This window comes from Legionella clemsonensis, from assembly GCF_002240035.1.
In the GTDB taxonomy this organism is placed as follows: domain Bacteria; phylum Pseudomonadota; class Gammaproteobacteria; order Legionellales; family Legionellaceae; genus Tatlockia; species Tatlockia clemsonensis.
The window spans coordinates 2,585,565-2,598,398 of record NZ_CP016397.1 but is presented as its reverse complement, the minus strand read 5'-3'; the positions used below and the strand labels follow the sequence as shown (position 1 = coordinate 2,598,398).

The window sequence follows — 12,834 nt, the reverse complement described above, 5'->3', positions numbered from 1 at the left end:
CAGTTGGAAAGAGAACATTTTGTTCGTGGATTTGCTCGAAGGCTGATAGCTTTAATGCAACAAGCAAATTTAGGCTCATCCAAATCCAAAGCGGGCGTCAGAATTAGTAAATTGGCTGAAATTAGCGGTTGCTCTCATCAAATGGCAAGGCGCTATGTCTTAGGCGAAGCATTGCCTGATGTTGATGTTACCTATAAAATAGCAAAATGGCTGAAAGTTTCTCCAGGTTGGCTGCTATATGGCGAAGAAGGAGATATCCCTAATAATATTGGCCATACAAATCTAATCCAAATAGAACCTGGCTTACTCGAATATATTCTTTCAAATTGCGCTACCCTTTTTGATATTACAAAAAACAAACAAGAGCTTATCAGCTATATTATGGACATCATTCATGATGCGACGCACATTGAGGCAGACCCGAAGGAAATTTTAAAAGTTATAGACCTGTCTATAAACTCCATTACACGCTTTCATGGAATTAATGATGATGTACGAGTTAAAACAGTTTGAGTGTTTGCCTCTTAAAAAGCACAATATTAAGTTGCATCCAAAAGTTATAGAGATTCTGTTTGAGAACAGGCGATATATAAAAAATGTCTTCTCAAACCTGAAGGGATTGCATGGGATTACACATATGGGGATGGCTTGTATAGACCCTTCTCATGAATTAGTCGCTTTTTCGACTACACCCAATATTGAATACAACCTCTTCCATCAAAATTTATGGCTTGATGACCATTGTTTTAATTCAAAACTTGAGGATAAAAACTCACTGTTATGGTGGGATTATCAAAACGAAAAAATTGAAAAAGTTAAACTAAAAAACAACCATTTTACAGTGGGAATGACAATTTATAGACCCATTGGTAATTTTGGCTTTATGTATTCCTTCGCAACAGATGAAAAAGTGGAAGGATTGCGTAAATTCTATCGTGACAACCTATTTGGCTTGATTGATATGGGCGATTACTTTTATAAGTCGCTTAGAGAATTATATAGTAGCTATTCTCCAAAGCATTTACCGCCTAATTTAAATGAATTCAACTCTAAAGCAACAGGACTTGGTATTAGACCCTTCCTAAGTCTGGTGCGAGCATGAAAAATAAGGTGATGCATCATGGATAAAAACAACATTATTCTTTTAGGAAACCCACTATTAAGACAGATATCTCAGCCTATTGCGGATGAAGAGTTTGGTACACCTTCACTTCGGCAAATGGAGCAAGTGTTATTTGCAATGTTAGAAGCTGAAAATGGTTTGGGTCTCGCTGCTCCACAAATAGGCATTAGCAAAAGGGCGCTAGTATTTGGCATGAATAAACACCCTGTTCATACGCACCTGCCAGCAATTCCTTTTACAATCTTATTTAACCCTTATTATGAGCCATTATCAGATGAATGTGTTGAAGATTATGAGGGATGTTTGAGTGTAGGTACGCTTCGCGGTAAAGTATCAAGGTATAAACATATCCGTTATCGCGGTTATGATGTGAATGGCCAGCTGATAGAGCGAAAAGCCTCAGATCTCCATGCCCGTGTACTACAACACGAATACGATCATTTAGATGGTGTAATTTTTCTGGATAAAGTTACAAATGTTAACTCACTAGGTTTTCGTGATGAACTGGTTCGATCAGGTGAACTCAAAGCAAGAAAAGACGCATAAAATTACATGTTTAAAACTTCAAAAAAAATTATCATTAGCGGTGCTATTGGTAACGCGCTTGAGATGTATGATTACGTGATATGGGGGTTGTTCTCAGGCTTTCTATCAAAAGAATTTTTGCCGCCACAATCCAAACTATCTGATATTTTCTTTTTATTCTTACTTACCTACATTCTAAGGCCTCTAGGTAGTCTACTTGGCGGTATGCTGGCTGATCAAACCGGTAGAAAAAGAGTTTTGACATTAAGTATTCTGCTAATGGGAATTTGTACGGCCTTGGTCGGCATTCTGCCATCATATGAGCAAATCGGCGTTGTTTCTGTATTTCTTCTATTGTTCATTCGATTAATACAGGTATTTTCTGTTGGAAGCGAGTACATTAGTTCAGTATCTTTACTTATTGAAAGCTGCGAAAAAAATAAGAAAGGATATTTCGGCTCATGGGCTGCGTTTGGTATTAATGCAGGCATGCTTATATCTTCTCTGACTGGCGCTTTGGTCTTATATTTAATTGACATTCATCTACTCCCACCATGGGGCTGGCGGTTAGCCTTTATTCTAGCTTTTCTAACGATGACGTTTGGATTCTGGATACGTCGCTCCATTCCAGAAAGTCAGGAATTTATCTCGAATCATGCGAGAAGCGAACAGAGATCATTAAGCAATGTTTTTGTTGATACAATCGGCCTGTTGAAGCAGCGATTCTTTGATTCTTTTATTGTTTTTTCGCTGGTATTGTTTGGTGTTGCTACAACCGTGCTGATGTTTATTTATGCCCCCATTCACCTAGTAACAGTTAACAGCATTTCAAATACACAAGCATTTTTAATCAACTCCTTCGGCTTAGTGATTGTTACTGTGCTCATTCCATTAATGGGGATCATATCAGATTTATACGGGTGTATCCGTGTCATTTTAATAGGCATCATTACATTATTGCTGTTCATCACACCATATTTCTCCTGTTTAACATTAGGCATATTTTCTCAAGTATTGTTGGTTCATTGTTTAGTTGCTATTCCTTGTGCTGCCATTTTTGCAGTTATTCCTGTGTTTATTACAGATATTTTCCCTCATTCCGTGAGATGCTCAATTGCTAATCTTATCTACTCAATAGCTGCCTGCTTAGGTGGAGGGATCACACCATTGATTGCATTGAAACTGGGTGAGCATCATGATCATTCACCCAGTTATATTTTAATTGTTTTTGGGGGAATTAGTTTGATTACATTATTTATACATATGAAGGTAAACAAACAAAAAAATGCCCAGTTGGTACTTATAAAAGAAACTTAAAGAATTACTGTGGCAAAAATGCATAAAAATGAGTTTGAAATAGGTGAATCACTTATTTGCAAACTGATTGAAAGTCAATGCCTCATTGGGGCTGAATTTCCCTTTAAAATTTATTCCATCCTTGATTTAAAATCCTGAACTATTGATTTATAAATTTTAAATGCAGTCGAAAGAAATGGTACTTACAGTTTAACTCAACTGTTAAACAAAATAAAAAATAGCGACATAAGATTTTGTTTAAATACGAGTTACTTTAATGTACCATCCAATAATTTGAAGTAAATTAACCTTTAATCGCAGCGTTTTCCAAGACCTTTTCCGCTTGCTTGTTGCGATATTTCTGCACCGCCATACGATAGTCAGGATACTTATTACCTAGAATGGTTGCGGCAAGAATCGCAGCGTTAATGGCGCCTGCTTTGCCCACTGCGAGAGTGCCTACGGGGATGCCTGCTGGCATTTGGACAATGGAAAGCAGTGCATCCAAGCCATCAGTAAACGTGGAGGAAGGCATGGGAACTCCTAATACGGGCAGCAGCGTTTTTGCAGCCACAATGCCTGGTAGATGGGCAGCTCCACCGGCAGCTGCGATAAAAACTTCAACACCTGCCTCTTGAGCAGCGGTTAAATAGGTAAACAGAGCATCGGGTGTGCGATGGGCGGATAATGCACGCACCTGATGCGGGATCTCCAACTCATCAAGAACAAGACTGGCCGCCTCCATAATTGCCCAATCTGATTTTGAACCCATTAGTACAGAAACAAGTGCCTTTGTCATCATTATAACTCCTCTAAGGTAATTTCAAGTGTGGATAATTTATTGATGGCTTCAACGAGGGCTTGTCCTTCCAGCTGTTGAACACGTAATTTCAGAGTTTCAGCGGTATCATTACTCAAAACAGGACATTTTTTTTGTAGAATTAATGGACCTGCATCCACCTCTTCTGTCACAAAATGTACCGAACAGCCCGTTACGGTGGCAGCTGTATCTAATACTGCCTGATGCACTTTTAAATCCATTAATCCTGAGAATGCAGGGAGAAGTGATGGATGGACGTTAATTATTTTATTCTTCCAATTTAGAACAAAATGCGGTGACAAAATACGCATATAACCCATCAGCACCACAAGCTCGACATGGTGTTGCTTTAATAAATTCGATAAATAAAAATCATAGGACTGCCGAGTTAAATCAGCAGGATTGGCAAATAATGCTTTAAGGCCAAAATTGGTTGCACGCTCTAAAATCGGAGCATCCATTTTATTGCTGATGACCACTTCAATCGATGCATCCAATTCCTCGTTGTGAATGGCATCGATGAGGCTAGTGAGATTAGTTCCTCGTGTTGAGCCCAATATTCCTAGACGTAGCATTGACGTATCCTCTCCATGGCATCAATTCGGTGTTGAATTAAAGATGCGGTACCTATATCTTTACGATGAAATAAAGGGCCATCAATAAGCGATATGGCATCTTCAGCAATTTTTTCAGCTGCAAAAATACTCTTTGCTACACCAACATAAGCTGCGGTTCTGGCTCCTGTGGCAATAACTTTCTCTTCCACCTGATTTACAGCTGCTAAATATAAATGGTCAGATTCAATGAGCTTATTAAAATTAATGGGAAAATTTTTTGCGGGTGCGTCAGGATACCCTTCGGGAACTACATATTTGCAGACGGTTGCCTGAGGATAAAAGACCACCTGATTTTCACTTAAATTACCATTGACCATAGCTCTACAAAGTTCGACAAAATCAGACTTTAAAATGGCCAACACATTTAAAGCTTCAGGATCACCAAAACGGGCATTAAATTCTATCACATAAACGCCATTTTTAGTGGCCATAAAGCTTCCATATAAAATACCAATGTATTTTTCACGACATTCCGTAATTAAGGCATGAAAAACAGCCTCATTAATAGCAAAAGCAGCGTTTACGTCAGCACGGGTTAAAAAAGGCAGACTATGGTTACTGTCGCTGTAACTTCCCATTCCTCCCGTATTTGGACCTTGGTCCCCATTATGGGCTCGTTTATGATCTTGAACCAAAGGCATGGGAATAAGACGTTCACCATCTGCAAAGCACATGAACGAAAATTCCTGGCCAATTAGTTTTTCTTCAATAATGAGAGATTGACCCTGCGTAAAAATGTCCTGACAGTAAGCCAAAGCTTCATCGAACGAATGTAGATGTTCTCCGGCAACTTTCACGCCTTTTCCACCCATGAGACCATCCGCTTTTATCACGTAATTATTTTCACCCAATTCTTTAAGTAAGGGGAGGATGTTATCTGTCTCGTCAAATTGCTGCCATTTTGGGGAGCCGGGAATATGGTATTTCTGCATCAATTGGCGTGCAAAATGTTTGCTCGTTTCAATTTTTGCCAGACTTTTTTTAGGGCCTATAGTGGGAATATTTTCTTCCCAGAGCGCATCGGCTAAACCCTTTTCAAGTGGTGCTTCAGGTCCTATAATTGCTAATGCAATTTGCCATTTTTTGGCTTGAGCAACAATTGTCGGACATTGGGTAATATCCCCTTGGACATAATCAAGCGTTAATTGCCTAATACCAGGATTAATAAAATTTCCATAACAATAAAGTTCTACTTTTTGTGATGAGCGTGCCAAAGCGCGTAATAGGGCATGCTCCCGAGCTCCCGAACCAATGACAAGAATTCTCATGATGTCGTCTCACAAGGGTTATCAGTTATAGACTGAGTAAAATGACGTGCTTTCTCTAACTGCTTCATTTTTGTCATTGTCATGGTATGACAGAAATAATCGCCATCCATACAAGACATACAAGGTTTTTTTATGGTCGTTCGACCACGACGCGTAATTGCTTCAATCAAATCCTCTTCAGCCTGATACATTAAAATATCGACACCTAGATAATGGGCAATTTCTTCCTCATCTTTATTGGCTGCGATGAGTTCCTTTCGTGAAGGGATATCAATGCCGTTAAAACAAGGATGCTTTATGGCAGGGCTGGTTGAAACAAAATAAATAGCCTTAGCGCCAAATTCTCTGACCATTTTTATAATTTCCCGAGATGTAGTGCCTCGTACAATGCTGTCATCGACAATTAGCACAGTTTTATTTTTAATTTCAGTGCGCTGGGGGGTAAGTTTATAGCGAATGCTGCGCTTGCGCTCTTTCTGGTTGGGCATGATGAAGGTGCGACCAATAAAGGGATTTTTATATAAGCCTTCAGAATAGCGAACGCCTAATTCATGTGCGAAAGAAAGGGCGGCAGTATTTGCGGTAAAGGGGACTGGAATAACAACGTCTGGTATTAAATCAGGATATTTTGTTTTCCAGGCACGAGCAAGATTCTGCCCCATTCTAAGTCGTGCACGATAAACGCTAATATTATCCAGGGTTGCATCCGGACGAGCAAAATAGACATACTCAAAGACACAGGGTCTGAATTGCCTGGTCTTAACTATGCGACGAAAAAGCTGGCCTGTTTGACCCACATAAGCCACTTCGCCAGGTTGTATGTCACCTTGGGGAACAAAGCCCAATGCATAAAAAGGGGTAGTTTCTGAAGAAAAAATAGTATCCGTTGTGCCATCTGCGTTTTCCCGTGTTCCCCATGCCAGAGGACGAATGCCATAGGGATCACGAAAGGCTACCAATCCTTTTCCAATAACCACGCTAACCACAGAATAGGCACCTTGAATGCAGTTAAAAATGTGTTCAACGGCTTGACAAAGGGCTTCAAAAAATTCACTGTCCGTTTCTTCATAGGAAAATGAAGACAGTTCATCCGCCAGTTTTAATAATAATACTTCAGAATCGAGAGTAGAATTTAAATGGCGATGCTGTTTTATGCGTATCTCATCAGCTAATTCAAGATAATTGAATAAATTGCCATTATGTGCCAGGGCAATTCCCCGTGGACTGCCAATCCACAGGGGCTGAATGTCGGATTCCGTATAACCTCCCGCAGTTGGATAGCGTGTGTGGGCAATCCCTATATTTCCTTTAAGTGTTGCAACCTTATTAGGAGTAAAAATCTCCTGGACCAGCCCTAAACCACCTTTGGAATAGAACCGTTGATTACAGGTAAGTATACCTGCTGCATCCTGTCCACGATGTTGCAGATGAATCAAACTATCGTGAAGTTCCGATGCGACGGGTTGGTGACTATAAATGCCGACAATGCCGCACATAGTGTTCTACCTTAAATAGGTTGCTATATTTCGCAAAATGCGTTCTTCAACGGGTTCTTTGTATTCTAAAAAATGGAAGGCGGTTCCGGTAATCATTTCATAAAGTTGAATATAACGTGAAGCAAGTTCGGTAACTAAAGATTCAGGTGCTTCTGGCAAAATTTCATCATGATAAGGATCACAATTTTTAGAGAACCATAAGCGTAAAAATTCTTTATCAATATTCTCAGGTTCTAATCCTTCGGCCATGCGTGCTGAATAAGTGTCAGCCAACCAGTAGCGACTGGAATCAGGCGTATGAATTTCATCAACCACTATGATGTTGCCGGAGCTGTCTCGACCAAACTCATATTTGGTATCCACCAAAATTAATCCATGTTTTTCAGCAATTTCGACGCCAGTCTGATACAAGTGCAGAGCAAGTGTGCTTGCTTGCAACCAGTCTTCTTCTGTCATCCAGCCTTCGGTAACAATATCCTGTGGAGAAATAGGGCGATCATGAGTTTTTTCTTTAGTGGTGGGTGTGAGCACAGGAGAGGGCAGTTTTTGATTTTTTTTAAGCCCTTCCGGGAAAGATAATCCACAGTAGTCACGAATGCCTTGACTATACTGTGTCCAAAGCGAGGTGCTGGTGGTGCCAGTAATATAGCCTCTGACAACAAATTCGATGGGAAAAACAGTACATTTTTTAGCAATGATGACATTAGGATCAGGGATGGCCACCAAATGATTGGGAACAACTTTTGCAGTTTGTTCAAACCACCAGGCGCTGGTTAAATTTAATACTTGTCCTTTATAAGGAATAAGGGTGAGCGGTCTGTCAAAGGCAGTTAGTCTATCCGTTGTGATAAGCATTACGTGCTCACCTAAATCGTAAAAATCCCTTACTTTTCCTTCAGTTCTATAGTTGATGGGCAAATGGGTTTGTCTTAGACAAAATGGAATTGCTGCCTGAAGTTGCTGATAATAGCTCGTCGTACTGGAAACATTCGTGTGCATATTGATTACCCATAATGTTAGTTGAGAAGATAGTATCTTTGAATTCGGCTATATTGCCGTTATCGCTTTTAAACTGCCAAACAATGCCATGTTTAATTTCTCTAAGTGCAATGGCGTAATGTGTTTTAAGTGTTGCTAAAGCTTGTTGACCGATTAAATCTTCTTTTGCTCTGATAAGATAAGAACAGACTTGTTCTGCAGGTTCAATAAATAATACTTCTTGTTCTTTTCTTTCACAAAATAAAACACCCGTGTGTTTAATTTTCTTAAGGGTTTCTTCGGAATCACACTCGATTTCCCAGTGTTTAAAACGTCTTACCGTTACAGGCAATCCCATGTTTCTTAATGTTTTTTCTACGGTTAACGCATGATTATCTGCAATAATTAACCTCGTTAAACACTCATAACGCTGGGAGGGGAGAGAAAAAGTTTGTGGTATCATGCAGCTGGAGACAGATTTAGAAATATACCTTTGTCCCCTTTTCCCTTCCTTGATGTAATCATGCATGGAGTGAAAGATAGGATCACCATTAGCTGTACGTTCAGGATGAGGCATCATGGCCAATATGTTGCCTGCCTGATTGGATATGGCTGCAATATTACTAACTGAACCATTGGGATTAATAGGGAAATTATCGACAATATCTCCCTTTTCATCACAATACTGGAACAGATTTAACCCTTCTCGTATTAATGCTGTTAAGGTTGTTTCAGGCATAACAAAACGACCTTCACCGTGAGCAATCGGTAACTTAATAATCTGTTGCAGAGAAAGATGACGGGTAAAGGCGTTAACTTGATACTCATCGGATAATCGCAAGTTAACCCAGGAATTATAAAAGCCAGTTCCCAGAATTTTTCCTTCAAATATACGTTTATTTTCGGTAAGAGTTAGTCCTGATTGATGGTTAGCCAGATCAGGAACCAAACCTGCTTCAACAAGGATTTGAGCACCATTACAGATTCCTAAAACAGGTTTTCCCTGTGCGCCTTGTTCTTTGATAGCTTGTATCACCGGATCAAGTGCAGCAATAATACCCGCACGAGAACGATCCTCATAGGAAAAGCCACCCACTAAAATATAGCCATCAAAATTTTGCAGTTTACGAAGTGGTTCATTCCATAAGAATTCTACCGGCTCCATACCTGCGCGTTTTACAGCTAAGGCTGTTTCACGCTCGCAGTTGGAGCCTGGGAATTGAATTAAGCCGATACGGATCATAATAAAATTACCTTTTTACGTTCACTGGCAATCACTCGTCCAATTTCGTATAAGGGAAAATCAGGAAACGGAAGCAGTGCTTCCTGGATGGAAGAAAGTTCATTGGGTGCAAAGAACAACACCAGGCCGGCGCCCATATTAAAGGTTTGATACATTTGCTCATCCTCTAGATTGCCAAGCTTTTGCAGCAAATTAAAAATTGGATACTCTGGCAATTTCCCTTTTTTAATTTCTGCAGCACAACCGGCGGGCAAAATTCGCGGTATGTTATCTATTAAGCCTCCGCCTGTAATATGGGCCATGCCTTTAATGGGAATGTTTTTTTTAAGGAGGCTTGAAACCGGTTTATTATAATTAATATGAGGAAGTAATAATTCTTCACCAATAGTATGTGAAAAATCTTGGAAACGGGAATTTACAGGGTACCCTTCGATATCAAACAGTAACTTACGTGCCAGGGAATATCCGTTGGTATGTAAGCCACTTGATGGAAAAGCGGCAATCAGATCACCCGGCACTATCGTTTGCCCCAGAATTGCTTTTTCTTTTTCAACAACACCGGTAATGACGCCCACTAAATCAAGCTCACCGGGAAAATAAACACCCGGCATTTCTGCCATTTCTCCGCCGACAAGAGAAATACTGTGTTCACGACATGCCAAAACCATTCCTTGAATAATTTGTTCAATCGTTTCAGGTTTGAGACGATCATTGGCAATATAATCCAAAAGAGTAAGGGGTTTGGCACCTAACACCACAATATCATTAGTGGTTGCACTTACCAAATCAATGCCGATGGTGTCAAATTTTTGCATCATATTGGCGATTATCATTTTAGTGCCTACACCATCAATACTTTGAACGAGGACGGGATGCTGGTAATCGGCTATGATAGACTGCAGATCATACATAGCTCCAAAGCCACCAATAGGGGTGAGAACCTGCGATGAAAAGGTGGTTTCCACCGCTTGTTTGATACGACGAACGGTTTCATTGCCAGCCTCAATATTGACTCCTGAAGCTTTGTAATCAATACTCGACATTATAGTAATCTCCCTCGTAACCCATTTTCCCAGGCAGTTTTTGCCGCGTTAATTGCTAAACTTATTACGCTGTTAATAATTAAAATTGGCTCGACTGTTGTTTCTCCAATGACGGTGAAGGGAACTGAATGGGAAATAAAAACCTGCTTAATTCGACTTACATTATCGGGTGAGACTTCAAGGAGGAAACCGCCACTTTCTGAAAATAATTTTTTATCGTCAGCTAGTAAACCGGGAATAACTACATTAACGCCGATATGATTTTTAAAACTCATTTCTGCTAAAGCAACAGCAACTCCTCCTTCAGAAATATCATGGGCTGCAAGCACCAGGTCTTGTTGAATGGCGGTATAGACGGCGGTAATTTCTCTATTAAATGTGGTCAAATCAGGTCTGGGCAGTTGGCTCCCCAATTCATTATGCAGCTGATAATAGACACTGCCGCCACACTCATCTTTACGTTCACCTAGCAGTAACAGAACGGAGTTAGGTTTTTTAAAGTCGTAGGTCATGGCTTTTGAGAAATCAGGCATTGCTCCCAAACAGCTAATAATGGGACTTGGAGGTATTGAGCCTTGGGAGGACTCATTATACAGCGACACATTGCCTGAAATAATGGGCAATGTGGCATCGGTCTCATGCAACATTTTTACTGCCTTGCAAGCATCTACAATGCCTTCAATGGCATCGATAAACGCTGCCATATGAATAGGATTTTCAGGATTGCCAAAACAAAGACAATCCGTTAACGACAGTGGCCATGCTCCTGTGGCGATGACATTGCGTACAGCTTCTATAACAGCATTCACAGCACCCCAATAGGCGTCTATTTTGCAATAGCGAGGATTATGATCAAGAGATAAGGCAACTGCCGTATTGCGAATTTCTGGGGGATATTTTTCTTCATTAAAAGGAGTAAGAAGTCCAGCGTCAGCCCAGCCTGGTTCGATGAGACTACGCCCCTGTACTTGCTTATCAAAGGTTTCATAAACGGGTGCTCGAGAGGCAATATTTTCATGACTTAATAACGACAGTAAAACTTGATTCAAATCCTTGGCAGGAAAAGGAATAGCCGGCTCCTGATGGATTGATTTTTGACGGGATGAGGGGCGTTCATACATGATTCCCTGCGTGATATCCTGGGCTTTGGCCGAAACAATTTGTTTTCCAGAAAAATTGACTACATATAAACCATCTGTTCGTAGTTGGCCAATGACCGTGGCTCCGGCACCTTCACATATCTCAGGCAGAGCAAAGCGTTTATTATAGTGGTCTAAAACAGTATTAACGAGGTCTTCTGGAACTATCCACATAAAGCGTTCTTGAGTTTCGGAACAGAGGATTATGGCGGGAGGGAGGTTAGGGATACTGGTGGGAACTAAATCCAAATCAATCTCAGCGCCGTATCCTCCTCCCTCTGCCAATTCGACGCTGGCGCAGGCAATTCCGCCAGCACCTAAATCCTTAAACCCTACTTTATCGGTTAAATGTTGTTCGCGTAAAAACTCAAAAAAAGCATAATTTGCTTTAAGTAAATGACGTTGCAAAAAAGCATTAGGTTCCTGAACTGCGCCTTTATTTGCTTCCTGGCGTTCTTCACTCAAGCTTAAGCTGGCAAACGCTGCGCCGCCAAATCCACTGTTGTCAGTAGGTTTCCCAATTAAAATAAATTTGTAATTTGTAGCATTGGGAGGCGCATAGGAGTGAATAATGTGATCTTCGCGAAGCACGCCAAGGGTGACTACAGTAACCAGGCAATTTTCATTGTAGTCTTTGTCATAGTAAATATCGCCTGCAAGATTAGGAATGCCTAAAGGATTGGCATAACCGCCTATACCGCGAACTACGCCATCATGAATCCATTTTGTTTTGGCAAGGTTAATATCCCCGAAACGCAATGAATCAGCTACGGCAATGACTTCGGCTCCCATACAACAGACATCACGCACATTACCACCAACGCCTGTTGCAGCACCTTCATAAGGAACAAGCTGTGAAGGGTGATTATGTGATTCATGGCTAACGACAATCCCATAACGCTTGCCTTGATTATCGGTTGCCACAGCAACAATTCCAGCATCTTCTTTGGGACCAAGAATAACGTGTGGTGCTTTGGTATTAAAACGGGCAAGATGTTTACGGCTACTTTTATAAGAACAATGTTCCGACCCTTGAATTGACCATAAGATACATTCTGCATAAGTAGGAGGACGTTTTAACAGTTTATTTTGGATAGTTAGCGCTTCATTAGAGGTCAGGCGGATGGAGTAAGTTTCAAGCAGGCGGGAAATCTCTTCAGGGGATAGTTGAGAGAAATCCAGAAAGTCAGGCGTTTCGTGCATAGAGGATTAACCTTCAAGCTAAAACGAAAGACATAACATAACGATCTTTTGCATTAAAAGCAATGGAAATTTTATAGGGACTT

The 12,834-nt window shown here is 40.6% G+C and carries 12 protein-coding genes; 4 read left to right on the top strand and 8 right to left on the bottom strand.

All coding sequences use genetic code 11. The features are described 5' to 3' along the window. Positions 1-3 precede the first annotated feature (3 nt). Genes clem_RS11405 through clem_RS11390 form a run of 4 tightly spaced genes read left to right on the top strand, consistent with a single transcriptional unit; the run spans position 4 to position 2,965 of the window. Positions 4-513, top strand: coding sequence for a helix-turn-helix domain-containing protein (locus tag clem_RS11405; protein ID WP_094091674.1), 510 nt, complete (start codon positions 4-6; stop codon positions 511-513). Further along, complete coding sequence (locus clem_RS11400; protein WP_232505463.1) at positions 476-1,102, top strand: hypothetical protein; 627 nt, start codon at positions 476-478, stop codon at positions 1,100-1,102. The genes clem_RS11405 and clem_RS11400 overlap by 38 nt, the downstream gene beginning before the upstream one ends. 18 nt (positions 1,103-1,120) lie before the next feature. Next, positions 1,121-1,669 (top strand): peptide deformylase, encoded by a 549-nt coding sequence (gene def / locus clem_RS11395; protein WP_094091672.1) that lies wholly within the window; start codon positions 1,121-1,123, stop codon positions 1,667-1,669. A 6-nt stretch (positions 1,670-1,675) separates the two neighbouring features. Further along, positions 1,676-2,965, top strand: a complete 1,290-nt coding sequence (locus tag clem_RS11390; protein WP_094091671.1) for an MFS transporter — start codon at positions 1,676-1,678, stop codon at positions 2,963-2,965. Positions 2,966-3,248: 283 nt separating this feature from the next. Here the strand turns inward: clem_RS11390 and purE are convergent, their stop codons facing one another. Genes purE through purL form a run of 8 tightly spaced genes read right to left on the bottom strand, consistent with a single transcriptional unit; the run spans position 3,249 to position 12,751 of the window. After that, on the bottom strand, positions 3,249-3,743 hold the full coding sequence (gene purE / locus clem_RS11385; protein WP_094092342.1) for a 5-(carboxyamino)imidazole ribonucleotide mutase: 495 nt from the start codon (positions 3,741-3,743) through the stop codon (positions 3,249-3,251). Positions 3,744-3,745: 2 nt separating this feature from the next. Further along, positions 3,746-4,339, bottom strand: coding sequence for a phosphoribosylglycinamide formyltransferase (gene purN, locus clem_RS11380; RefSeq protein ID WP_094091670.1), 594 nt, complete (start codon positions 4,337-4,339; stop codon positions 3,746-3,748). Continuing rightward, the gene (gene purD / locus clem_RS11375; protein WP_094091669.1) at positions 4,327-5,649 is read right to left on the bottom strand and encodes a phosphoribosylamine--glycine ligase; all 1,323 of its coding nucleotides are present in this window, start codon (positions 5,647-5,649) and stop codon (positions 4,327-4,329) included. Before purD ends, purN begins: the two co-directional genes overlap by 13 nt. After that, positions 5,646-7,145, bottom strand: a complete 1,500-nt coding sequence (purF, locus tag clem_RS11370) for an amidophosphoribosyltransferase (RefSeq protein ID WP_094091668.1) — start codon at positions 7,143-7,145, stop codon at positions 5,646-5,648. Before purF ends, purD begins: the two co-directional genes overlap by 4 nt. Positions 7,146-7,151: 6 nt before the next feature. Further along, positions 7,152-8,144: a phosphoribosylaminoimidazolesuccinocarboxamide synthase gene (locus tag clem_RS11365; RefSeq protein WP_094091667.1), complete on the bottom strand. Its 993-nt coding sequence runs from the start codon at positions 8,142-8,144 to the stop codon at positions 7,152-7,154. Next, positions 8,047-9,366, bottom strand: coding sequence for a phosphoribosylformylglycinamidine synthase I (gene purQ, locus clem_RS11360; RefSeq protein ID WP_094091666.1), 1,320 nt, complete (start codon positions 9,364-9,366; stop codon positions 8,047-8,049). Before purQ ends, clem_RS11365 begins: the two co-directional genes overlap by 98 nt. After that, positions 9,363-10,409, bottom strand: a complete 1,047-nt coding sequence (gene purM, locus clem_RS11355) for a phosphoribosylformylglycinamidine cyclo-ligase (RefSeq protein ID WP_094091665.1) — start codon at positions 10,407-10,409, stop codon at positions 9,363-9,365. The genes purQ and purM overlap by 4 nt, the downstream gene beginning before the upstream one ends. After that, positions 10,409-12,751, bottom strand: coding sequence for a phosphoribosylformylglycinamidine synthase subunit PurL (gene purL, locus clem_RS11350; protein WP_094091664.1), 2,343 nt, complete (start codon positions 12,749-12,751; stop codon positions 10,409-10,411). Before purL ends, purM begins: the two co-directional genes overlap by 1 nt. Positions 12,752-12,834: the final 83 nt, after the last annotated feature.

Coding starts and splice junctions, on each gene's coding strand:
- clem_RS11400 (WP_232505463.1), top strand. CDS start 476: ATGGAATTAATGATGATGTACGAGTTAAAACAGTTTGAGTGTTTGCCT.
- def (WP_094091672.1), top strand. CDS start 1,121: ATGGATAAAAACAACATTATTCTTTTAGGAAACCCACTATTAAGACAG.
- clem_RS11390 (WP_094091671.1), top strand. CDS start 1,676: ATGTTTAAAACTTCAAAAAAAATTATCATTAGCGGTGCTATTGGTAAC.
- purE (WP_094092342.1), bottom strand. CDS start 3,743: ATGACAAAGGCACTTGTTTCTGTACTAATGGGTTCAAAATCAGATTGG.
- purN (WP_094091670.1), bottom strand. CDS start 4,339: ATGCTACGTCTAGGAATATTGGGCTCAACACGAGGAACTAATCTCACT.
- purD (WP_094091669.1), bottom strand. CDS start 5,649: ATGAGAATTCTTGTCATTGGTTCGGGAGCTCGGGAGCATGCCCTATTA.
- purF (WP_094091668.1), bottom strand. CDS start 7,145: ATGTGCGGCATTGTCGGCATTTATAGTCACCAACCCGTCGCATCGGAA.
- clem_RS11365 (WP_094091667.1), bottom strand. CDS start 8,144: ATGCACACGAATGTTTCCAGTACGACGAGCTATTATCAGCAACTTCAG.
- purQ (WP_094091666.1), bottom strand. CDS start 9,366: ATGATCCGTATCGGCTTAATTCAATTCCCAGGCTCCAACTGCGAGCGT.
- purM (WP_094091665.1), bottom strand. CDS start 10,409: ATGTCGAGTATTGATTACAAAGCTTCAGGAGTCAATATTGAGGCTGGC.
- purL (WP_094091664.1), bottom strand. CDS start 12,751: ATGCACGAAACGCCTGACTTTCTGGATTTCTCTCAACTATCCCCTGAA.